Origin of the sequence: Streptomyces sp. 1-11, from assembly GCF_007176755.1 — a bacterium.
Classification (GTDB): Bacteria; Actinomycetota; Actinomycetes; order Streptomycetales; family Streptomycetaceae; genus Streptomyces.
On sequence record NZ_BJTV01000004.1, the window covers coordinates 264,817 to 286,915 of the forward strand.

Consider the following 22,099-nt stretch of genomic DNA (forward strand, 5'->3'; position numbering starts at 1 on the left):
GACACGGCACCACCCCCGCCGAACGGGCCCGTTGAAAGGCCAGAACGCCGCCCTCGGGCGACGCCGTGGACAAGTCTCGGACGTCCCGGCCGGGTTCACCAGGGTTGCAGGGGGTTGCAACTTATCGGTGACTGTGCGCGGAGTCTGTGCCTCCGGCATGCGCCCGGCGGCAGTATGGGCACCGAAGCCGACCGGAAACCGCTGCCCGGTGCGGCTTGACAAGTGTGTTCGAGGCCTTCCGGAAGGACCACCAGTGGTGAACCCGCCGACGAACCTGGCGCGTCTGGCCGCCGTGGACACGGCGCGGGCGGCGCGGATGCTGAGCGAGGTGCGCGAGGCGACACTCGCCGGGCGGCGCGCGCGGATCGCGCCCCGGCCGGTGATCGAGCAGTCCTGGGGACGGATGCTGCGCGGCGGGGTCGACCCCGACCACGACTTCAGGTCCGGACTGCTGTCCGCCGACGAAGTCCGGCGCAGACGCGAGGAGTCACCGCTGCGGCACGTGCTGCCGGTGCTGCGCGAGGGACTGCTTTCGGTCGCGGACGTCGCCCAGCACATCATGGTCGTCGCCGACGCCGAGGGGCGGGTGCTGTGGCGGGAGGGGTCCCCGCAGGTGCTGCGCAAGGCCGACGGCCTCGGCTTCGAACTCGGCGCCGACTGGCGGGAGGACGTCGTCGGCACCAACGGCGTGGGCACCCCGGCGGTGGTGCGGCGGCCGGTGCAGGTGTTCGCCGCCGAGCACTTCGTCCGCTCGCACACCTCCTGGACCTGCACCGGCGCCCCGATCACCGACCCCAGGGACGGCCGGCTCATCGGGGTGGTGGACGTCAGCGGCCCGCTGCGCACCATGCATCCGGCGACCCTGTCCTGGGTGGACTCCGTCGCCAGACTCGCCGAGGCCCGGCTGCGGGAGCTGCACCTGGACGCGCTGGAACGGCTGCGCGCGGTGGGCGCGCCGGTGCTGGCCCGGCTCGACGGCCCGGCACTGGTGGTGGACCGGGACGGCTGGGCGGCGGCCGTGACCGGGATGCCGTACGTGCGGCGGCTCAGCCTGCCCAAGTCGCTGGCGCCGGGACGCCGGTGGCTGCCGCCGCTGGGCCACTGCGCGGTGGAGCCGCTGGCCGGGGGCTGGCTGCTGCGGGTGGCGGACGAGCCGCCGCCGGGCGCCGCGAGCCGGATCCGGCTGGACCTGGGCGGGGCGGGGCGTACCTCGGTGACCGTGTCGGGAGCGGCCGGCTCCTGGAGCCGGGAACTCAGTCCCCGGCACGCCGAGTTGCTGTACGTGCTCACCGAACACCCCGGCGGGCGGGGCGCGGCGGCCCTCGCGGAGGACCTCTTCGGCGATCCGTCCAGAACGGTCACGGTGCGGGCCGAGATGTCCAGGGTCCGGCGCTACTTGGGGGACCTCCTGCAGCACCGGCCCTACCGTTTCCGCGAGGACGCCGAGATCGAGGTGCTGCTTCCCGGCGACCTCCGTGACCTGCTGCCCCAGTCGGTGGCCCCGGCCGTGGTCGCACGACGGCGGACGGCGGCGGGCGCCGGCTGACGGGACGGGCGAGCGGTGGCGGACGCCGCGCACGGGCGCCGCCGGCGCGGGCCGACCGCCCCGTTCACGCGGGTGTCTTTCGCGTATTTGGGGGTCTTGACCCTCCGCCGCCCCTTACTGCCGTAGCATCCCAGTGGGTCTCCCCACCTGCTCCTCGGTCAACGTACGGACCGTCAGGCGCAGTTGACCCGCCTCCCGGCACCGGCCGGAACGCCACGGAGGTGACGGAGCCCGGAAGGAGGGCGACATGAGGCATCGTGGCAGACATCGCCGGCGCAGACGGGGTACCGCCCTGCGCGCGGTCCTCGCCGGAACCGCGCTGGCGCTCACCGCGGCGGCCACGATGATCAGCGCCTCACAGGCGGAGGTCGCCGAGAACCCCGGCGCGCTCAAGCCGCTGACCGCCCCCTCCGACACCGCCCGGCTCAGGCTCCAGGAACACCTGGTGCCCGCCCGCGACCTGAAACGGCTCGCCGCGTCCATGGGCCGCCCGGTCGGGGTGAGCGCCGTCCTCGCGAGCGCCGACCGCTCCCTGCGCGGGGCCGCCGACTGCACGGCGGACGACCGCGAGAGCCTGCCCGTCAGCCCGCCCGCCGGCCGCGCCTACTGCTGGGACCGGGCCGACGCCGCCGACACCTCCTGGCGGCCGCACTCCGTCACCACCTCCGCTGACGCCGCCGACGACGGAGTCCGGGGCACCCACCGGGTGATCCTCACCGGCTGGACCCGGGCCGCCGCCGGCGGGCCCGGAAGGGAGCTGGCCCGGGTCGCCTTCGTCGACGCGGACGACCCCGCCCGGCCCGTCTACCGCTGGGTCCTGCTGGTGGTGCCGGTCGACGGCGGCCGGGACTACCGCGGCCTGTCCTCCGCGATGTCCGGCATGGTCTGGTACCAGGACAAGCTGCTCGTCACCACCCGCACCGGCAGCTCCGAGGCGCTCTACGTCTACGACCTCGACCGCATCCAGCGCACCACGGCCCGCACCCCCGCCGTCGGCCGGGTGCCCGGCGGCTGGTCCGCCGACGGCTACCGGTACGTGATGCCCGCCGTCGGCTCCTACCGCTTCGCCGACGGCCGCTGCACCGCCTCCGGGCCGCCCTGCCCGGCCACCCTCTCCCTGGACAGCGGCACCGCGCCGGACAGCCTGGTCGCCGCCGAGCGGACCGCTCCCGGCGGCGACCGGAGCGCCCGGCTGTGGCGGTACGCGTTCGACGGCGACCCCGCGCGCCGCGGACTGCTCGCCACCGACTCCGCCGGGCGGGCGGACGCCGTCGAGGCCTACCGGACGCGGGTGAGCGGCATCAGCGGCGCGCTGTCCCACCGGCGGCCCGGAGCGGGCTCGCCGTCCTGGTACGTGGGACGCTCGTCCGGCACGGGAGACGGGCACGGCGGCCTGTGGCGGCAGGACAGCGCGCACGCCAGGGCGGCGCGCTGCGGCGCCGACTCCTCCCGCCACTGCTGGGCCGAGTCGTCGGGTTCCCTGTCGTACTCGGCGCGGACGGGCGAGGTGTGGTCCCTCTCCGACCGCATGCTCTTCGCGGTGCCCCTGACCGCGCTCGACCGGTCGCTGAGGTGACGGACCAGGAACCGGCCCTGTGACCCGGCCGATCGACAGGCGGGCCGCTGGGATGGTTCCCTGGCCCGCATGAGCAGCGTCACTGTCACCACCTGGTCCCTGGAACAGACCTCGCAGGCCGACCTCCTGCCGGCCGCCGCCCCCGAGGGCGACGTCCGGATCGTCCGCGCCGAGGTCCCCTCCCCCGAGTTCAGCCGCTTCCTCTACGCCTCGGTCGGGGGCGACATCCGCTGGACGGACCGGCTCGGGTGGACCTACGCGCGGTGGCAGGAGTTCCTCGGCCGTCCGGGCGTCGAGACCTGGGTGGCGTACGACCACGGCACCCCCGCCGGGTACGTGGAACTGGAGGCGCAGGACGAGGGCGTGGTGGAGATCGTCTACTTCGGTCTGATCCCGGCCTTCCGCGGCCGCCGCATCGGCGGCCACCTGCTGTCCCACGGCGCGGCCCGCGCCTGGGACCTGGCCGAGCGGTGGCCGGGGCGGCCGCCCACGAAGCGGGTGTGGCTGCACACGTGCAGCAAGGACGGCGAGTTCGCCATGGACAACTACCAGCGGCGCGGCTTCCGGCTGTTCGACACGAAGGTGGAACTGGAGCCCGAGGTGGCGACGCCCGGCCCGTGGCCCGGGGCGTGACCCCCGGCCGCCCGTTCCCCCGCTCCCACGACACCCCCGGAGCGTGACCCAGAGCACTCGTCTCACCATTCAGAATAGTTCCGTCCACACTACGGACAATGGTGGACTGGCCGGAGATCCGCGTGACACGCTTCCGTCATGCCTGGAACTGGAATTGCCTTGGTGAGTCGGCGGCACGTCGACCTCGGCCGCATGTCCAGCGCCATCTGTCCGGCGAGCTGACAGCTCCAGCACCGCCGATCTCCTCGCACCTCTCCCGCTGCTGCGCAGTGTCGCGCACGCATGCCTCCACGCGCCCGTATGCGCAGGTCAGAGCCGCGTTTCCCGCCTGTTCCGAAGGACGTAACAACCATGGCCGCCACCCCGCAGAACCCTGCCGCCTCCGCGCCCCGTCGCAAGGTGAGCCGTCACCGCGGCGAGGGTCAGTGGGCCGCGGGCCACTTCACCCCGCTCAACGGCAACGAGCAGGTCAAGAAGGACGACGACGGTCTCAATGTGCGGACACGCATTGAGACGATCTACTCCAAGCGGGGCTTCGACTCGATCGACCCCAGCGACCTGCGCGGCCGGATGCGCTGGTGGGGCCTGTACACCCAGCGCAAGCCCGGGATCGACGGCGGCAAGACCGCGATCCTGGAGCCGGAGGAGCTGGACGACGAGTACTTCATGCTCCGGGTGCGCATCGACGGCGGCGCGCTCACCACGGCGCAGCTCCGGGTCATCGGCGAGGTCTCGCAGGAGTTCGCGCGGGGCACCGCGGACATCACCGACCGGCAGAACATCCAGTACCACTGGATCCGGATCGAGGACGTGCCCGAGATCTGGCAGCGGCTGGAGGGCGTGGGCCTGTCGACCGTCACCGCGTGCGGTGACACCCCGCGCGTGATGATCGGCTCGCCGGTCGCGGGCATCGCCGAGGACGAGATCATCGACGGCACGCCGGCGCTGGAGGAGATGAAGCGCCGGGTCCTGAACAACCCGGCGTACTCCAACCTCCCCCGCAAGTTCAAGACGGCCATCTCCGGTTCGCCGGTGCTGGACGTCGTGCACGAGATCAACGACGTCGCGTTCGTGGGCGTCCGGCACCCCGAGCACGGCCCGGGCTTCGACGTGTGGGTGGGCGGCGGTCTCTCCACCAACCCCAAGCTGGGCGTGCGGCTCGGCGCCTGGGTGCCGGTCGACGAGGTCCCGGACGTCTACGAGGGCGTCATCTCGATCTTCCGTGACTACGGCTACCGCAGGCTGCGCAACCGGGCCCGGCTGAAGTTCCTGGTCGCCGACTGGGGCCCGGAGAAGTTCCGCCAGGTGCTGGAGGACGAGTACCTCGGCGGCCGCAGGCTGACCGACGGCCCCGCGCCCGAGCAGCCGGTGCGGCAGTGGCGCGACCACATCGGCGTGCACCGGCAGAAGGACGGCCGGTTCTACGTCGGGTTCGCCCCGCGCGTCGGCCGGGTCGACGGCGCGACCCTGACGAAGATCGCCGACCTCGCGGAGGCGCACGGCTCGGGCCGGGTCCGCACCACCGTGGAACAGAAGATGATCGTCCTGGACGTCGAGCAGGACCAGGTCGACTCGCTGGTGGAGGGCCTGGAGGCGCTGGACCTCACCGCCCGGCCGTCCTCGTTCCGGCGCGGCACCATGGCCTGCACCGGCATCGAGTTCTGCAAGCTGGCCATCGTGGAGACCAAGCAGCGCGGCGCGCAGCTCATCGACGAACTCGAGCGCCGGCTGCCGGACTTCGACCAGCCGATCACCATCAACCTCAACGGCTGCCCGAACGCCTGCGCCCGCATCCAGGTCGCGGACATCGGCCTCAAGGGCCAGCTCGTCCTGGACTCGGACGGCAACCAGGTCGAGGGCTACCAGGTGCACCTCGGCGGCGCGCTCGGCCTCGAGGCGGCCTTCGGCCGCAAGGTCCGCGGCCTGAAGGTCACCTCGGCCGAGCTGCCCGACTACATCGAGCGGGTCCTCACCCGCTACCAGGCCGAACGCGAGGACGGCGAGCGCTTCGCCACCTGGGCGGCCCGTGCTTCCGAGGAGGCGCTGTCGTGAGTGAGCGGGCGGCGCCCTTCTACTGCCCCTACTGCGGGGACGAGGACCTGCGTCCCGGCGAGCAGGGCCATGGCGTCTGGGAGTGCGCGGCGTGCAACCGCGCATTCCAGCTCAAGTTCCTCGGGCTGCTGGCCCGGGGGCTGGAGCGGGCCGACAACGGAGGGGACGAGCGGATATGACGACGACTCAGCAGGAGCGCACCGAGGAAGAGCTGAAGGCGCTCGCCGAGCGGGCGGGCCGGGACCTGGAGGACGCCTCCGCGCTGGAGATCCTCCAGTGGGCGGTCGACACCTTCGGAGCCGGGTTCTGCGTCACCTCCTCCATGGAGGACGCCGTGGTCGCCCATCTCGCCTCCCGCGTCCGCAAGGGCGTGGACGTCGTCTTCCTCGACACCGGCTACCACTTCCCGGAGACCATCGGCACCCGGGACGCCGTGGACGCGGTGATGGACGTCAACGTCATCACCCTCACCCCGCGGCAGACGGTCGCCGAGCAGGACGCGGAGTACGGCCCGAGGCTGCACGACCGCGACCCCGACCTGTGCTGCGCGCTGCGCAAGGTGCGGCCGCTGGAGGAGGGGCTGCAGGGCTACCGGGCGTGGGCGACCGGCCTGCGCCGCGACGAGTCCCCGACCCGGGCGAACACCCCGGTCGTCGGGTGGGACGAGAAGCGGCGCAAGGTCAAGGTGTCCCCCATCGCCCGCTGGACGCAGGACGACGTGGACGCCTACGTCGCCGAGCACGGCGTGCTCACCAACCCGCTGCTGACGGACGGCTACCCGTCCATCGGCTGCGCCCCCTGCACCCGCCGCGTCCTGGAGGGCGAGGACGCGCGCGCCGGCCGCTGGGCGGGGCGCGCCAAGACCGAGTGCGGGCTGCACGGATGACGGCGCGCACAGCCGCCCGCACCTCGCCCGCGGGTCCGGCTGTCACCGCTCGCACCGACGCCACCGACGCCACCGACATCCAGGAGAACCACGTGACCACCGGAGCCACCGTCTGGCTCACGGGTCTGCCGAGCGCCGGCAAGACCACCATCGCGTACGAGCTGGCCGGCCGGCTGCGCGCCGAGGGCCACCGCGTCGAGGTGCTCGACGGCGACGAGATCCGCGAGTTCATCTCGGCGGGCCTCGGCTTCGGCCGAGAGGACCGGCACACCAACGTGCAGCGCATCGGCTTCGTCGCCGAACTGCTCGCCCGCAACGGGGTGAAGGCGCTGGTCCCGGTGATCGCGCCCTACGCGGACAGCCGGGAGGCCGTGCGCAAGCGGCACACCGGGAACGGGACGCCCTACCTGGAGGTCCATGTGGCGACCCCGGTCGAGGTGTGCTCGGTGCGGGACGTGAAGGGGCTGTACGCCAAGCAGGCGGCGGGTGAGCTGTCGGGGCTGACGGGCGTGGACGACCCGTACGAGGAGCCCGAGACACCCGACCTGCGGATCGAATCGCAGCACCAGACCGTGCGGGAGTCCGCGGCCTCGGTGCATGCCCTGCTCAGTGAGAGGGGACTGGCATGACGACCGTCGCCGAGACCGCGGCCGGTGGCGAGGGCACGGACACTCCGTACGCCCTGTCGCACCTGGACGCGCTGGAGTCCGAGGCGGTGCACATCTTCCGCGAGGTCGCGGGCGAGTTCGAGAACCCGGTGATCCTGTTCTCCGGTGGCAAGGACTCGATCCTGATGCTGCACCTCGCGCTGAAGGCGTTCGCCCCGGCCTCGATCCCCTTCTCACTGCTGCATGTGGACACGGGACACAACTTCCCCGAGGTGCTGGAGTACCGGGACCGTGTGGTCGCCGAACACGGGCTGCGCCTCCACGTGGCGTCCGTACAGGACTACATCGACCGCGGTGTGCTCAAGGAGCGTCCCGACGGCACCCGCAACCCGCTGCAGACCCTCCCGTTGACGGAGAGGATCCAGAGCGAGAAATTCGACGCGGTCTTCGGCGGCGGCCGGCGCGACGAGGAGAAGGCCCGCGCCAAGGAGCGGGTGTTCTCCCTGCGGGACGAGTTCTCCCAGTGGGACCCGCGCCGGCAGCGTCCGGAGCTGTGGAACCTGTACAACGGGCGGCACGCCCCGGGCGAGCACGTCCGCGTCTTCCCGCTGTCCAACTGGACCGAGCTGGACGTCTGGCAGTACATCGCCCGCGAGGGCATCGAGCTGCCGGAGATCTACTTCGCCCATGAGCGCGAGGTGTTCCGGCGCGCCGGGATGTGGCTGACGGCCGGCGAGTGGGGCGGCCCCAAGGACGGCGAGAGCGTCGAGCGGCGCCTGGTGCGCTACCGCACGGTCGGCGACATGTCCTGCACCGGGGCCGTCGACTCCGACGCGACCACGCTGGAGGCCGTCATCGCCGAGATCGCCGCGTCCCGGCTCACCGAGCGCGGCGCGACCCGCGCCGACGACAAGCTCTCCGAGGCCGCGATGGAAGACCGCAAGCGCGAGGGGTACTTCTAAGCATGAGCACCACCACGACCGGGACGCTCCCGGAGACCACCCTGCTGCGGTTCGCCACCGCGGGCTCCGTCGACGACGGCAAGTCCACGCTCGTCGGACGGCTGCTGCACGACTCCAAGTCGGTCCTCGCCGACCAGCTGGAGGCCGTGGAACGGGCGTCCGCGAGCCGCGGCCAGGAGGGCCCGGACCTGGCGCTGCTCACCGACGGCCTGCGCGCCGAGCGGGAGCAGGGCATCACCATCGACGTGGCGTACCGCTACTTCGCCACGCCCCGGCGCCGGTTCATCCTCGCCGACACCCCCGGCCATGTGCAGTACACCCGCAACATGGTGACGGGCGCCTCCACGGCCGAGCTGACGGTGGTCCTCGTCGACGCCCGCAACGGCGTGGTCGAGCAGACCCGCCGGCACGCGGCGATCGCCGCGCTGCTGCGGGTGCCGCACGTGGTCCTCGCGGTCAACAAGATGGACCTCGTCGCGTACGAGGAGTCCGTCTTCGCCGCGATCGCCGAGGAGTTCACCGCGTACGCCACCGAGCTGGGCGTCCCGGAGGTCACCGCGGTCCCGATCTCGGCGCTGGCCGGTGACAACGTGGTGGAGCCGTCCGCGAACATGGACTGGTACGGCGGCCCGACCGTGCTGGAGCACCTGGAGACGGTCCCGGTCAGCCACGACCTGGCGCACTGCCACGCGCGGCTGCCCGTGCAGTTCGTGATCCGGCCGCAGACCGCCGAGCACCCGGACTACCGGGGTTACGCGGGCCAGATCGCGGCCGGCACCTTCCGGGTCGGCGACCGGGTCGCCGTGCTGCCCTCGGGGCGGACCACCCGGATCTCCGGCATCGACCTGCTGGGCCGGCCGGTCGACGTGGCGTGGACGACGCAGTCGGTGACCGTGCTGCTCGAGGACGACCTGGACGTCTCGCGCGGCGACCTGATCGTGCCGGCGAAGGACGCCCCGGCCGTCACCCAGGACGTGGAGGCGACCGTCTGCCACGTCGCCGACCAGCCGCTGGCCGTCGGGCACCGGGTGCTGCTCAAGCACGGCACCCGCACCGTCAAGGCGATCGTGAAGGACATCCCGTCCCGGCTCACGCTCGACGACCTCTCCCTGCACCCGCATCCCGGGCAGCTCGTCGCCAACGACATCGGCCGGGTGAAGATCCGCACCGCCGAACCGCTGCCGGCCGACTCCTACGCCGACTCGCGCCGCACCGGCTCCTTCATCCTGATCGACCCGAGCGACGGGACCACGCTGACCGCCGGCATGGTCGGCGAGTCGTTCGCCTCCCCCGAGCCGGTCAAGGACGCCTCCGACGAGGACGGCTGGGACTTCTGACCATGAACTCCCTCGGTTTCTACTCGACGTTCGCCAAGGAGGGCGGCCGCGTCGGCAGCGGCGCCCTCGGCAGCGGGCAGGGCGGAGTGGCGCGATGTGCGCGGTGACGTACGCGCACCGCACGCGCGCCCAGCGACGAAGACCCCCTGCCGACCTCCCGGCCACGGCCTGAGACCGTGACCGCCGGGCCGACGAGAGGAAGACCTCCCGTGCCTGCCAGTGGTTCCACCTTGCTTCGCCGCGGCCTGGCCGCGCTGGCCGCCTTCCCCCTGCTGACGCTCGCGGCCTGCGGCTACGGGTCCGAGGCCGAGGGCGGCGACGCGGGCGCCCGGATCGCCGCCGGAGCCGAGAAGACCGACGGCCTGGACTCCGTGCGGATCGGCTACTTCGGCAACCTGACCCACGCGACCGCGCTGGTGGGCAGGCAGAAGGGCTTCTTCCAGAAGGCGCTCGGCGCGACCAGCGCGGACTACCAGGTGTTCAACGCCGGTCCGTCCGAGATCGAGGCGCTGAACTCGGGCTCCGTCGACATTGGATGGATCGGGCCGTCCCCGGCGATCAACGGCTACACCAAGTCGGACGGCAAGAACCTGCGGATCGTCGGCGGTTCGGCCTCCGGCGGGGTGAAGCTGGTGGTGAACCCCAAGAAGGTCAAGTCCCTGAAGGACGTCCGGGGCAAGCGGATCGCGACTCCTCAGCTCGGCAACACGCAGGACGTGGCCTTCCTCGACTGGGTCGCGGAGCAGGGCTGGAAGGTCGACGCCGAGAGCGGCAAGGGCGACGTCTCCGTCGTCCGCACCGACAACAAGGTGACCCCGGACGCCTTCAGGTCAGGCTCGGTCGACGGCGCCTGGGTGCCGGAGCCGACCGCGTCCAAGCTGGTCGCCGAGGGCGGCAAGGTGCTGCTGGACGAGGCGTCGCTGTGGCCCGGCGAGAAGTTCGTGATCACGAACATCATCGTGTCGCAGAAGTTCCTGAAGGAGCACCCGAAGGCCGTCGAAGCGGTGCTGCGGGCCTCGGTCGACACCAACGCGTGGATCAACACCCACCCGGACGAGGCCAGGACCGCGGCGAACAAGCAGCTCGGCGTCGACTCCGGCAAGGAGCTGCCGGCCGGCGTCCTGGACCCGGCCTGGAAGTCCATCCAGATCACCGACGACCCGCTGGCCGCGACCCTCGGCACCGAGGCGCGGCACGCGGTCAAGGCGGGCCTCCTTCAGGACCCGAAGCTGGACGGCATCTACGACCTCGCCCCGCTGAACAAGGTCCTGAAGGCCAAGGGCGAGAGCACCGTCGACGACGCCGGTCTCGGCGTCGGCTGAGCCCGGATCCGAGCGTCCCCAGGAGGTGACGACCATGGCAACCGCCCTCGCCAAGGCCGAAGAAGCAGAAGCGGTCGAGTACGCGGCCCGCATCGAGCACGTCTCGAAGTCCTTCGCCGGGCCGGCCGGACGGCAACTCGTCCTCGACGACATCACACTGGACGTCGCGCCCGGCGAGTTCGTCACCCTCCTGGGTGCCTCGGGCTGCGGCAAGTCGACGCTGCTGAACCTGGTGGCGGGGCTCGACCGGCCCACCGCCGGCAGCATCGCGACCCACGGGCGCCCCGCCCTGATGTTCCAGGAGCACGCGCTGTTCCCGTGGCTGACCGCGGGCAAGAACATCGAACTCGCCCTGAAACTCAGGGGCGTCGCGAAGAGCGAGCGGCGCGGCAGGGCCGAGGAGCTGCTCGAACTGGTCCGGCTGCAGGGCTCGTACGGCAAGCGGGTGCACGAGCTGTCCGGCGGTATGCGGCAGCGCGTTGCCATGGCCCGGGCACTCGCACAGGACAGCCAGCTCCTGCTGATGGACGAGCCGTTCGCCGCGCTGGACGCCATCACCCGCGACCTGCTGCACGACGAACTGACCAGGATCTGGGAGGAGACGGGGCTGTCCGTCCTGTTCGTCACGCACAACGTGCGGGAGGCGGTCCGGCTCGCGCAGCGGGTGGTGCTGCTGTCGTCCCGGCCGGGCCGGGTGGCCCGGGAGTGGCGGGTGGACATCCCGCAGCCGCGGCGCATCGAGGACGCGCCCGTGGCCGAACTGTCCCTGGAGATCACCGAGGTACTGCGTGGGGAGATCCGCCGCCATGGCCAGCACTGAGACGAGAGCCGCAACGGACTCGGGAAGCGTCGAGGCGGGCCTTGACGCCCTGGAGACCTCCGTCGCCGGCCGGGCTCCCCTGCGGCAGACCTTCGTCCGCAAGATCCTGCCGCCGGTCGTCGCCACCGTGGTGGTGCTGGCCGTCTGGCAGGCGCTGATCTCGCTGAAGATCGTCGACGACCCGACGAAGCTGCCCTCGCCCGCCGACGTGGGCGCCGAGTTCAGGCGTGCCTGGCTGGAGGGCAAGCTGCTCGGCTACATCTGGACCAGCGTCTCGCGCGGTCTGCTGGGCTTCCTGTTCGCGCTGGCCATCGGCACCCCGCTGGGCCTGCTGGTGGCCCGGGTGAGGTTCGTGCGGGCGGCCATCGGCCCGGTGCTGTCCGGTCTGCAGTCGCTGCCGTCGGTGGCCTGGGTGCCGCCCGCGGTGATCTGGCTGGGTCTGGACAACCAGATGATGTACGCGGTGATCCTCCTCGGCGCGGTGCCGTCGATCGCCAACGGCCTGGTGTCCGGCATCGACCAGGTGCCGCCGCTGTTCCTGCGCGCGGGCCGCACGATGGGCGCCACCGGACTGAGGGGCGCCTGGCACATCGTGCTGCCGGCCGCGCTGCCGGGCTATCTGGCCGGCCTGAAGCAGGGCTGGGCCTTCTCCTGGCGCTCGCTGATGGCGGCGGAGATCATCGCCTCCTCCCCCGACCTCGGCATCGGCCTGGGCGCGTTGCTGGAGAACGGCCGCAACGCCAGCTCCATGTCCATGGTGTTCGAGGCGATCTTCCTGATCCTGTTCGTCGGCATCGCCATCGACCTGCTCATCTTCTCCCCGCTCGAGCGGTGGGTGCTGCGCAGCCGAGGCCTCCTGGTGAAGAGCTGATTCCCGTGTACGGCAAGCCGGTTCGGCCCGTTCTGCTGGTGATCGCCCACGGCAGCCGCGATCCGCGGCACGCCGCGACCGTGCACGCCCTGGTGGAGCGGGTGCGGTCGCTGCGGCCCGGGCTGCGCGTGGAGGCCGGCTTCCTGGACTTCAACATCCCGTCCGTGCACGGGGTACTGGAGTCGCTGGCCGCGGAGGGCGTGCGGGACGTGGTGGCGCTGCCGCTGCTGCTGACCCGCGCCTTCCACGCGAAGGCCGACATCCCGGCGGTCCTGCGGGACGCGCCGCGCGGCCTGCGTATCCGGCAGGCCGAGGTGCTGGGGCCGTCGCCGCTGCTGCTGTCGGCACTGGAACGGCGCCTGTACGAGGCGGGGCTGACGCCCGCCGACAAGTCCTCGACCGGGGTCGTGCTGGCCTCGGCGGGGTCCTCCGACCCGGAGGCGATCGCGGTGATCGCCGACATCGCGCGGGAGTGGTGGCACACCGGTTGGTGCGCCGTGCGGCCCGCGTTCGCCTCCGCGTCCCTTCCCCGCACCGAGGACGCGGTACGCGAACTGCGCGCCCTCGGCTGCGAACGGGTCGCCGTGGCGCCCTACGTCCTCGCCCCCGGCTTCCTGCCGGACCGCATCGCGCGCGGCGCTGCGGACGCGGACGTCCTGGCGGACGTGCTGGGCCCGGCCCCCGAGGTGGCACGGCTCCTGCTGGCCCGCTACGACTCGGCGGGCCTGCCGGCCCGGGCGGCGCTCGGCGCCTGACGACGCGCGGCCGGACCCCGTGGCGGCGGGGCCCGGCCCCTTTCACAGCTGCAGCAGGTGCGCCAGTTGCTGGGTGAAGGCGAGACTGCCGGTGCCGGCCGGGGCGCCGATGGCGATGTCGTCCAGGCTCGAACGGATGCGGCCCCGGTTGGGCGGGCCGCCGTCCGCGGCGGCCTCCTCCAGCGCGGCCATGATGACCTCCCCGTGGACGGCGAGCCCCGGCAGCTCGGCGCGCAGCGCCGCCAGGAGCCCCTCGGCGAGCCGGAAGACGGTCTCCGGGTCCGGTCCGTCGTCGCCGGTCCGGCCGTGGGCGCCCAGGTGACCGGGGCCGTTGATGTTCCCGTGGTAGTACGTGCTCATCGTCCTGTCCTGACTCCTGGTCTGGAGGGGCCGTACCGGGCTGGGTCCGGGAGCGCCGACGTCACCGACGCCGTGGCTCCGGCCACGTCCAGGAGTCTGGTGCCGTCGCGCCCACGCGTGCGGAAGGGCCGAAAACAGTCACCCGTACGAGTGATCCGGGCCCATTGACCAGGGCGGACACTCCCGGCGGAACGGACAGGGCGCCGCCCCGGGGAGCGCGGTGCGCCTCCCCGCGGGCCGCGGCGGGGCGGGCGTCGCGCGACCGCCGGCCGCGGTCCGGCGTTCCCCTGTGACGTCGGACCGGGGCCGGCACCCCGTTCTGCGCGCGGCCCGGCGGACGCGTCACCGGGTCTCGCGGCCCGCCGCGCCGGAGGGGTGCTTATCGGCCACCCGCTTCCCGCCGACCGGGACCTCGTGGGTCACTCGCGGACCCTCGTGCCCTAGGTCGTGCGGACACGACCTAGGAGTCAGTCGAAGCGGAGCGCACCGGTGCGGGTGCGCTTGAGCTCGAAGAAGTCGGGGTGGCGGGCCAGCACCCGGAAGCTGTCGAAGAGCTCCGCGGCCTCGGCGCCGCGCGGCACGGCACGCAGGACGGGGCCGAACCACACCGTGCCGTCGACGTGGATGGTGGGCGTGCCCACGTAGCCGCCCGACTCGGGCTCGGCGCCCGCGTCGTGACCGCGGCGCACCGCGGCGTCGTACCCGGGGTCGTGGGCGGCGTCCGCCAGGTCGGCCGGCAGGCCGAGTTCGGCCAGCGACTCGGCGATCACCACGTCGAAGTCGGCGGCCTTGCGTTCGTGGATGCGGGTGCCGAACGCGGTGTACAGGTCGCGCAGCACCTTCTCGCCGTGCCGTTCGGCCGCGGCCACCGCGACCCGGACCGGCCCGATCGACCGGTCGACCAGGTCCCGGTACCAGTCCGGGAGTTCGTTGCCGACGTTGTGCAGGTAGAGGCTCATGGGGCGGAAGCGGAGGTCGAGCGGGCGCAGGCGCTCGACCTCCAGCAGCCAGCGTGAGGTGATCCAGGCGAAGGGGCAGGCGGAGTCGAACCAGAAGTCGACCCGGATGGGGCCGGAACCGGCGTCGCGGCTGTGGTCGGCGTGTGTCATACCGGTCACGCTAGTCAGCCGGTGGCGTGGAATCCCGGTCCAATCACGGCCCTTTCCTGCTGCCGCCGACGTTGATCCCGCGCAGCAGCGCCGCATAAGTCGTCACCCGGACAGACTAGAACGGCCGTCGTGCCCCGTGGGGGCGGGCACGACGGCCGGGCCGGGACGAACCGGGTTGCGTGAGACTCTGGCCGATCGACGGCCCGCGGTTCAACCTCTACACGCACCTGTGACTTGTTCAACAAGCTTTCGTAATCACAAAGTGGATCTACGACGGCGGATCGGACACGGCCCGGCGCGGGCGGTCCTCACCCCGAGACGCGCCCCCGGGAAGCCCCGAAAGATGTAAGGGCCCGGTGTCCTCCCCGGCGATGACCCGGGCCGGCGCCGGTTCACCGGGCAGTACGACGAGACCCTCCCGCGCGGCCCATACCGTCGGAACGGAACGAGGAAGGACGTGGCGGCAGGGGGCCGTCACCGCATACGAGGGGGAAAGCCCGTCATGGGGAACACGGACGTGCGCGTGCGGGGACTGGCCGCCCGCGCCGGCGGCTGGAGCGCCCGGCACCGCTGGGCCGCCGTCGGCATATGGGTGCTGTTCGTCGTCCTGGCCATGGGGTTCGGCTCGGCGGCCGGCCGGGTCGACGTAGACCAGAGCGACCAGCTCAAGGGGGAGACACACACCGCGGCGAAGATCATCGAGGACGCGGGCATCGAGCAGCCGGCCGGCGAGACCGTGCTGATCCAGTCCCGGGACGGCGCCCTCAAGGCCACGAGCGGCGAGTTCAGGGCCGCCGTCGCCGACGTGGTCCGGGCCGTCGGCGGCACCGGGAAGGTCACCCGTGTGACCTCCCCGTACGACACGCACACCATCTCCCGGGACGGCCGTACCGCGCTCGTGCAGTTCGACATGCGCGGCGACGCGGAGACCGCCGCCGACCGGGTCGAGCCGGTGCTGACCGCCGTCGCCGGGGTGCAGAAGGCGCACGACGGCCTGCGGATCGAGGAGATCGGCGGCGCCAGCATGAACAAGCAGTACAAGGACGCCTTCGGGGACGACTTCCGGAAGGCCGAGTACTCGGCCGTGCCGGTGGCCCTCGGCATCCTGCTGATCGCGTTCGGCGCCCTGGTGGCCGCGCTGCTGCCGGTGGCCCTGGCGATCACCGCGATCGTGGCGACGATGGGCCTGATGGGCCTCGTCAGCCACGTCCAGCCGATGAGCGACACCGCCAACTCCGTGATGCTGCTGGTCGGCATGGCCGTCGGCGTCGACTACTGCCTGTTCTACCTGCGCCGCGAGCGCGAGGAGCGGGACGCCGGACGGGACGCGGGCGCCGCGCTGCGCATCGCGGCCGCCACCAGCGGCCGCGCGATCATCGTCTCCGGGGTCACGGTGTGCGTGGCGATGGCGGGCATGCTGTTCACCGGGCTGGCCGAGTTCGAGGCGATGGGCCTGGCCTCGCTGATGGTGGTCGCCGTCGCCATGGTCGGCTCGGTGACCGTGCTGCCCGCGCTGCTCTCCCTGCTGGGCGAGCGGGTGGAGAAGGGGCGCATCCCGTTCCTGGGCCGCCGGCGCCGGCGTGCCGGCGGCGGCGAGAGCCGGTTCTGGACCGCCGTGCTGCGCGGAGTGCTGGCCAAGCCGCTGGTCGCCGTGGCCGTCGCGGCCGGCGCGCTGCTCGCCGTCGCCGCGCCCGCGCTCGGCATGAAGACCCAGCAGCTCACGCTGGACCAGGAGTTCGGCGACTCGCTGCCGATCGTGCAGACCTACGACCGGCTCAACGAGGCCTTCCCCGGCGGCTCCGAGCCCGCCCAGGTGGTCGTCAGCGCCAAGGACATCGGCGCACCGCAGGTGCGGCGGGCGCTGGCCGACTTCAAGCGGCAGGCCATCTCCTCGGGCGCCTCGCGCGGCCCCGTCGACATCCAGGTGCACCGGGCGCAGAACGTCGCCCTGGTCTCCGTACCCCTGGTCGGCGGCTCGGACATGGACCACGCGGTCCGGAGCCTGGACAAGCTGCGCGACGAGGTGCGGCCCGCCACGCTCGGCAAGGTGGCGGGCGTCCGGGCGCCGATCACCGGGCAGGTCGCGGGCAACCACGACTTCAACGACCAGCTCGTCGGCTCCGTCCTCCCGGTCTTCGTGTTCGTGGTCGTCTTCGCCTTCCTGCTGATGCTGCTGTCGTTCCGCTCGCTGACCGTCGCGATCACCTCCATCGTGCTCAACCTGCTGTCGGTGGGTGCCGCCTACGGCATCCTCGTCGCCGTCTTCCAGCACGGCTGGGGCGCCTCGCTGGTGGGCGCGCAGGGCGTCGGCGCGATCGTCACCTGGCTGCCGCTGTTCCTCTTCGTGATCCTGTTCGGCCTGTCCATGGACTACCACGTGTTCGTGGTCTCCCGGATCCGCGAGGCCCGGCTGCGCGGCCGCAGCACCAGGGACGCCATCCAGCACGGCGTGGTCACCACGGCCGGCGTCGTCACCAGCGCCGCCGTCATCATGGTCGCGGTGTTCGCGATCTTCGGCACGCTGTCCATGCAGTCGATGAAGCAGATGGGCGTGGGCCTGGCCGCCGCGGTGCTGATCGACGCGACGGTCATCCGCGGGGTGCTGCTGCCGGCCGTGATGGCGCTGCTCGGCGAGCGCAACTGGTACCTGCCGAAGTGGCTGCACCGCCTGCCGGACCTCACCCACGACGAGGCCCCGGAGCCGGTCGCGCCGGCCCCCGTGCGCGAGGAGGGCGAGCGGCTGACCGTCTGATCCGGCCCGTGGACGGGGGCCCGCCGGTCCTGGGGAACCGGCGGGCCCCCGTGCGCGCGTGACGTGCGGGCGCGGAGGTCAGCGCGCGGGCAGCTCCGCCTCGATCAGGTCGGCGGCGCGCCGCGCGCCGCCCTCCTCGGCCATCCCCGCCTGGATCTCCTTCAGCCGCCGGGCCACCTCCGGGTCGCCGGTGAGGGCCTGGGCGGCGGCGCGCAGACGGCCGGCGGTGGCCTCCTCGGTGGGCAGGCGCCGGGCCACGCCGAGGGACTGCAGCACGTCGGCGTTGCCGAACTGGTCGACGGCCTGCGGTACGGCGATCATCGGGGTGGCGGTGGCCAGCCCCTCCTGGCTGCCGCCGGCGCCGGCGTGGGTGACGAACAGGTCGGCCTGCCGCAGGACCGCAAGCTGCGGCACCCACTGGTGCACTTCCACGTTCGCGGGCACGTCGCCCAGCTCGGCCGGGGTCACCTGGCGGCCGATCTGCAGGACCAGGTGCCAGCCGGGCAGGCCGCCGAAGGCGCGGACGCACTCGCGGTAGAACGCGGGCCGCTTGGTGAACGCCGAGCCCAGGGAGACGAGGACCACCTTCTCGGCGTCCGCGGGCCGCTGCCAGCCGCCCTCGTCGGACCGGTCGCCCTGGCAGGCGCCGACGAAGGTGTACACCCGCTCGTCGACGCGGTCGGCGTGCGGCTGGAGCGCCCTCGGGATGAGGACGAGCGAGCGGTCGGGGTGCCCGGCGAACCGGTCCGGGTGCCGGGTGATCCCGTTCCGGGTGAGCCAGTTGCCGAACCGGGCGTAGTAGGCCCTGCCGCGCTCGGTCTTCCGGGGCTCCGCCCACAGGGGCTCGGCGACCTCCTCCTCGTAGCCGTCCCAGGCGACCAGGTTCGGCGAGAGGGAGACCGCGGGGACGCCCCAGCGGTGGGCGAGGACGCGGGCCGGGTAGGAGGTGATGTCGTGCAGCACCAGGTCCGGTTCGTCGCCCTCGTAGGCCGCGGCGAGCTGCGGGAGCGCCTGGACGGCGTCGTCCAGGAAGAGCTCCACGTGATCCAGCAGGCCGCTCCCCCAGGCTTCGGGGTCGGCGTCGGGGCCGGGCAGCGTGGAGTGGTAGAGCACGGGCCGGGCCCCGGTCGCGGCCACCTTCTCCTCGAAGGCCGGCGGGATGGCGTAGGTGACCCGGTGGCCGCGGGCGACGAGTTCGCGGATCACCTCGAGGCTGGGGTTGACGTGTCCGTGGGCGGCGACGGAGAACATGGCGATGTGGGCGGGAGCGGTCATGCCGACGAGGCTAGGCGAGACGAGACGTCTCGTTCAAACGGATTACGGCGGCCGGTTCAGCGCTGGTAGCGGGCCAGCACCAGGTTGCCGTCACGCTCCAGGCGTTCCCGCAGGCCGGCCAGGCCGATCGAGCCGCTGTAGTACTCCTGGAAGGCGGGGGTGGCGACCTTGTCCTTCCACTCCGGGTAGCCGCGCACGGACTGGGCGGGGGCGGGGCGGAGGTGGGCCGCGAGCGCGGTGCCGGTGGCCCAGCCGTTATCGGCGGTGTGCAGCGCGGGGTCCTTCAGTGCCTCGGTGCCGGTGGGCAGCATCCAGTCGCCGAGGGCGAGGCGGACCATGTTCCGGGGGCGGAGCAGGAAGCCGATGAACTCGGCGGCCTCCCGTTTGTGCGGGCAGTCCGCGGCGACGGACAGGGTCTGCGGGCTGACGCCCTGGGTGAGTCCCCCGGCGCCCGCGGGGGCGGGCAGCACCTGCCAGTCGAAGCCCTTCGGCGCCTGCTGGGCGATCTGCTGACGGTAGGAGAAGCCCAGCGGGACCATCGCGTACCGGCCGCCGAAGAAGCCGGGCAGGGTGTCCGAGCCGCCGCTGCCCAGCGTCGAGGCGGGGGCGCTGCGGTCGGTGGCGACCTGGTCGTGGACCGTGCGCGGCACGACCGCGTCACCGGCGCCGAACCGTACCGTCACCTTGCCGTCGGCGCCCCGGTGGAAGAGCCGGCCGCCCGCCGACAGGGACAGGTTCAGCGTGGCGGAGACGGGTTCCTTCAGCGGCCAGGCCACGCCGTACCTGCCGGGACCGCTGAGGCGCTCGGTGATCCGCCGGAACTCGGCCCAGCTCCACGGGCGCCCGGCGGTCGGTATGCGCACGCCCGCCGAGCGCAGCCAGGCGCGGTTGGCGATCAGCACCCGGGGTTCCTGGAGGAACGGCACCCCGTAGACGCCGTCCCCGAAGGCGGCCGCCCGCCAACTGCGCCGCGGGATGTCCGACTGGAGCCGGGCCGGCAGCAGTCCGGTGAGGTCGGCGAGGTAGCCGCCGTAGGCGAAGTCGGCCAGGTCGTCGGAGGCGTCGTGGATGACGTCAGGGGCCTCGCCGCCCTCGAAGGAGGTGAGCAGCTGGTCGTGCACGCTGTCCCAGCTTCCCTGCACGTACTCGACCCTGACGTCCGGATGGGCGGCGTTCCACTCCGCGACCAGTTCCTTGTTGACGGCCACCGACTCCTGCTGCCAGGCCAGGGACTGGAAGCGCAGGGTGACGGGCCCGCCGCGCCCGCTCCGCGACGGGGCGCAGCCCGCGAGGAGGAGCAGCAGGACGGTCAGTGCCGCGACCGCCCCGAGGCCGGTTCCGCGCGGGTGCCGCATCAGCTCTTCACCGCCCCTTCGAGCAGGCCGCCCGTGATCCGGCGCTGGACGAGGGCGAAGACGAGCAGGGAGGGCAGCGTGGCCAGGAACGCGGCGGCGGCCAGCGGGCCGAGGTCGGCGACTCCCTCGGCGCCGATGAAGTGGGTGAGCACGACCGGGAGGGTCTGTCTGCCGGGGCTCTTCAGCAGGACCAGCGCGAAGAAGAACTCGTTCCACGCGGTGACGAAAGCGAACAGGGCCGTCGCCGCGATCCCCGGGGCCAGCAGCGGCGCGGTCACCGAGACCAGCGTCCGCAGCCGGCCCGCGCCGTCCACGGCCGCCGCCTCCTCCAGCTCGGCCGGCACCGCCCGGACGTGCCCGGCGAGCATCCACAGCGCGAACGGCAGCGCCCACACCACGTACACCAGCACCAGCCCCACCAGGGAGTCGATCAGCCGCAAGTGCTTCAGCAGCAGGAACAACGGGATGATCACCAGCACGAACGGGAACGCCTGGCTGACCACCACCCATGCGGTGGCCGCCCGGGACAGCGCCGAGCGGTGCCGCGCCATGACGTACGCCATCGGGGTGGCGATCAGTACGGCGACGACGGCGGACCCGAGCGCCACCAGCAGGGAGTTCAGCGCGGCGTGCGCCAGCGGCTGCTCATCGAAGGCCTGCCGGAAGTTGGCGAGGGTCGGGTGGCGCGGGATCCAGGTGGGGTGGAGGCTGCCCAGCTCGCGGGGCGGCTTGAAGGCGGTGGACAGCAGCCACAGCAGCGGGAACGCGAGGAAGACGAGATAGGCGAGCAGGGCCGCGTACTGGCCGGCGCGGGCCGCGGGCCGGGTCCTCCTCATGCGTCCTCACCTCCCCGCAGCCGGCCCACGAGGAACACCGCCAGCAGGACGGAGACGACCGCGACCAGCACGCATCCCATGGCCGCCGCGTAGCCGAACTGGCCGTAGCGGAAGGCCTCCTCGTAGGCGAACAGCATGGGCAGCCGGGTCTTTCCGCCGGGTCCGCCGCTGGTGAGCACGTACACCAGGGCGAAGGAGTTGACGTTCCAGATGAGGTTGAGCGCGGTGATAGAGAGGGCCACCGGTCTCAGGGCGGGCCAGGTGACCGCGCGGAACCGGCGCCAGGCGCCGGCGCCGTCCACCGCGGCGGCCTCGTGCAGTTCGCGCGGGGTGTTCTGCAGGCCGGCGAGCAGGGCCACGGTGGTCTGCGGCATGCCCGCCCACACGCCGACGACGACGACCGCGGGCAGCGCGGTGGCCAGGCCGCTCAGCCAGTCCTGGCCCTCGCCCAGGCCGAGGTCGCGCAGGGTCTCGTTGAGGATGCCGGCGTCGGGGCTGTAGACCAGCCGCCACATGATGCCGACCACGACCTCGGGCATGGCCCACGGGACGATCGCCAGAGCGCGGGCGAAGCGGCCGAGCCGCAGGTCCCGGTCGAGCAGGAGGGCGAGGCCGAGCGCCAGCAGGAACTGCGGCACGGTCACCCCGGCCGCCCACACCAGCCCGATCCGGAACGACTCCCAGAACAGCGTGTCGTGCAGCAGGTCGCGGAAGTTGAGCGCGCCGATCCAGGCGGTGGCCGTCGTCCGGCCGGACTGGGCGTCGGTGAAGGCCAGCACGATGCCGTAGAGCAGCGGGCCCACGCTCAGCAGGAGGATGGGGATCAGGGCGGGCAGGACCAGGAACCAGGCGCCGTGGCCGCGAGCGGAGGCGCGAGCGGCCGGCCGCCGTGCTCCGGCCACTGCCGTCATGCGACCAGCTCCTTCGCCCGCCCACCTTGGCGTGTTCATGTTCGTAAAGCCGCTCGCCGTCGTCAAGGGACCGCGCAGCGGCCCCGACCTGTGCGAATGGGAGACTGGCCGGAGGCCACGGCGGTCAGGACGG

Annotated in this window: 22 protein-coding genes; 15 read left to right on the top strand and 7 right to left on the bottom strand. The window is 72.8% G+C overall.

The window, feature by feature from the left end:
* Window positions 1–253 precede the first annotated feature (253 nt).
* From TNCT1_RS10845 to TNCT1_RS10910, 14 genes are all read left to right on the top strand, one after another.
* Window positions 254–1,546, top strand: coding sequence for a GAF domain-containing protein (locus tag TNCT1_RS10845; RefSeq protein WP_143630653.1), 1,293 nt, complete (start codon window positions 254–256; stop codon window positions 1,544–1,546).
* 247 nt (window positions 1,547–1,793) lie between these two features.
* Window positions 1,794–3,122 carry a hypothetical protein gene (locus TNCT1_RS10850; RefSeq protein WP_143630654.1) on the top strand — a complete coding sequence of 443 codons (1,329 nt, stop codon included), beginning with the start codon at window positions 1,794–1,796 and terminating at the stop codon, window positions 3,120–3,122.
* A 69-nt stretch (window positions 3,123–3,191) separates the two neighbouring features.
* On the top strand, window positions 3,192–3,755 hold the full coding sequence (locus TNCT1_RS10855) for a GNAT family N-acetyltransferase (RefSeq protein WP_143630655.1): 564 nt from the start codon (window positions 3,192–3,194) through the stop codon (window positions 3,753–3,755).
* A 138-nt stretch (window positions 3,756–3,893) separates the two neighbouring features.
* Window positions 3,894–3,977, top strand: coding sequence for a putative leader peptide (locus tag TNCT1_RS36915; RefSeq protein WP_310739661.1), 84 nt, complete (start codon window positions 3,894–3,896; stop codon window positions 3,975–3,977).
* A 129-nt stretch (window positions 3,978–4,106) separates the two neighbouring features.
* Window positions 4,107–5,807, top strand: coding sequence for a nitrite/sulfite reductase (locus TNCT1_RS10860; protein ID WP_143630656.1), 1,701 nt, complete (start codon window positions 4,107–4,109; stop codon window positions 5,805–5,807).
* A complete protein-coding gene (locus tag TNCT1_RS10865; RefSeq protein WP_143630657.1) occupies window positions 5,804–5,986 on the top strand; it encodes a hypothetical protein in 183 nt (60 codons plus the stop codon). Before TNCT1_RS10860 ends, TNCT1_RS10865 begins: the two co-directional genes overlap by 4 nt.
* Window positions 5,983–6,693 (top strand): phosphoadenylyl-sulfate reductase, encoded by a 711-nt coding sequence (locus TNCT1_RS10870; RefSeq protein ID WP_143630658.1) that lies wholly within the window; start codon window positions 5,983–5,985, stop codon window positions 6,691–6,693. The genes TNCT1_RS10865 and TNCT1_RS10870 overlap by 4 nt, the downstream gene beginning before the upstream one ends.
* Complete coding sequence (gene cysC / locus TNCT1_RS10875; RefSeq protein WP_235902517.1) at window positions 6,690–7,322, top strand: adenylyl-sulfate kinase; 633 nt, start codon at window positions 6,690–6,692, stop codon at window positions 7,320–7,322. Before TNCT1_RS10870 ends, cysC begins: the two co-directional genes overlap by 4 nt.
* Complete coding sequence (gene cysD / locus TNCT1_RS10880; protein WP_143630659.1) at window positions 7,319–8,263, top strand: sulfate adenylyltransferase subunit CysD; 945 nt, start codon at window positions 7,319–7,321, stop codon at window positions 8,261–8,263. The genes cysC and cysD overlap by 4 nt, the downstream gene beginning before the upstream one ends.
* Window positions 8,264–8,265: 2 nt before the next feature.
* Entirely contained in the window at window positions 8,266–9,600 is a 1,335-nt protein-coding gene (locus tag TNCT1_RS10885) for a sulfate adenylyltransferase subunit 1 (protein ID WP_143630660.1), read from the top strand.
* 209 nt (window positions 9,601–9,809) lie between these two features.
* Window positions 9,810–10,922: an aliphatic sulfonate ABC transporter substrate-binding protein gene (locus TNCT1_RS10895; RefSeq protein ID WP_143630662.1), complete on the top strand. Its 1,113-nt coding sequence runs from the start codon at window positions 9,810–9,812 to the stop codon at window positions 10,920–10,922.
* Window positions 10,923–10,956: 34 nt separating this feature from the next.
* Window positions 10,957–11,742 (top strand): ABC transporter ATP-binding protein, encoded by a 786-nt coding sequence (locus TNCT1_RS10900; protein WP_143630663.1) that lies wholly within the window; start codon window positions 10,957–10,959, stop codon window positions 11,740–11,742.
* On the top strand, window positions 11,729–12,613 hold the full coding sequence (locus tag TNCT1_RS10905) for an ABC transporter permease (protein WP_143630664.1): 885 nt from the start codon (window positions 11,729–11,731) through the stop codon (window positions 12,611–12,613). Before TNCT1_RS10900 ends, TNCT1_RS10905 begins: the two co-directional genes overlap by 14 nt.
* A 5-nt stretch (window positions 12,614–12,618) precedes the next feature.
* Window positions 12,619–13,368, top strand: coding sequence for a sirohydrochlorin chelatase (locus TNCT1_RS10910; protein WP_143630665.1), 750 nt, complete (start codon window positions 12,619–12,621; stop codon window positions 13,366–13,368).
* Between the two features lie 42 nt (window positions 13,369–13,410).
* Here the strand turns inward: TNCT1_RS10910 and TNCT1_RS10915 are convergent, their stop codons facing one another.
* The 3 genes from TNCT1_RS10915 to TNCT1_RS36920 all read right to left on the bottom strand — a co-directional run bounded on the left by TNCT1_RS10915 (window position 13,411) and on the right by TNCT1_RS36920 (window position 14,943).
* Window positions 13,411–13,728: a hypothetical protein gene (locus tag TNCT1_RS10915; protein ID WP_143630666.1), complete on the bottom strand. Its 318-nt coding sequence runs from the start codon at window positions 13,726–13,728 to the stop codon at window positions 13,411–13,413.
* Window positions 13,729–14,195: 467 nt separating this feature from the next.
* A complete protein-coding gene (locus TNCT1_RS10920; protein ID WP_143630667.1) occupies window positions 14,196–14,837 on the bottom strand; it encodes a DsbA family protein in 642 nt (213 codons plus the stop codon).
* A 43-nt stretch (window positions 14,838–14,880) separates the two neighbouring features.
* Window positions 14,881–14,943, bottom strand: a complete 63-nt coding sequence (locus TNCT1_RS36920) for a DUF1697 domain-containing protein (RefSeq protein WP_143630846.1) — start codon at window positions 14,941–14,943, stop codon at window positions 14,881–14,883.
* Window positions 14,944–15,339: 396 nt separating this feature from the next.
* Between TNCT1_RS36920 and TNCT1_RS10930 the strand changes: the two genes are divergently transcribed.
* A complete protein-coding gene (locus tag TNCT1_RS10930; protein ID WP_143630668.1) occupies window positions 15,340–17,589 on the top strand; it encodes an MMPL family transporter in 2,250 nt (749 codons plus the stop codon).
* Between the two features lie 78 nt (window positions 17,590–17,667).
* Here TNCT1_RS10930 and mgt read toward each other — a convergent pair whose 3' ends face one another.
* Genes mgt through TNCT1_RS10950 form a run of 4 tightly spaced genes read right to left on the bottom strand, consistent with a single transcriptional unit; the run spans window position 17,668 to window position 21,966 of the window.
* Window positions 17,668–18,864 carry a macrolide-inactivating glycosyltransferase gene (gene mgt, locus TNCT1_RS10935; protein WP_143630669.1) on the bottom strand — a complete coding sequence of 399 codons (1,197 nt, stop codon included), beginning with the start codon at window positions 18,862–18,864 and terminating at the stop codon, window positions 17,668–17,670.
* A gap of 56 nt (window positions 18,865–18,920) precedes the next feature.
* Window positions 18,921–20,219: an ABC transporter substrate-binding protein gene (locus TNCT1_RS10940; RefSeq protein ID WP_143630670.1), complete on the bottom strand. Its 1,299-nt coding sequence runs from the start codon at window positions 20,217–20,219 to the stop codon at window positions 18,921–18,923.
* Complete coding sequence (locus TNCT1_RS10945) at window positions 20,219–21,055, bottom strand: carbohydrate ABC transporter permease (protein ID WP_143630671.1); 837 nt, start codon at window positions 21,053–21,055, stop codon at window positions 20,219–20,221. The genes TNCT1_RS10940 and TNCT1_RS10945 overlap by 1 nt, the downstream gene beginning before the upstream one ends.
* Window positions 21,052–21,966 carry a carbohydrate ABC transporter permease gene (locus TNCT1_RS10950; protein ID WP_143630672.1) on the bottom strand — a complete coding sequence of 305 codons (915 nt, stop codon included), beginning with the start codon at window positions 21,964–21,966 and terminating at the stop codon, window positions 21,052–21,054. The genes TNCT1_RS10945 and TNCT1_RS10950 overlap by 4 nt, the downstream gene beginning before the upstream one ends.
* Window positions 21,967–22,099 lie beyond the last annotated feature (133 nt).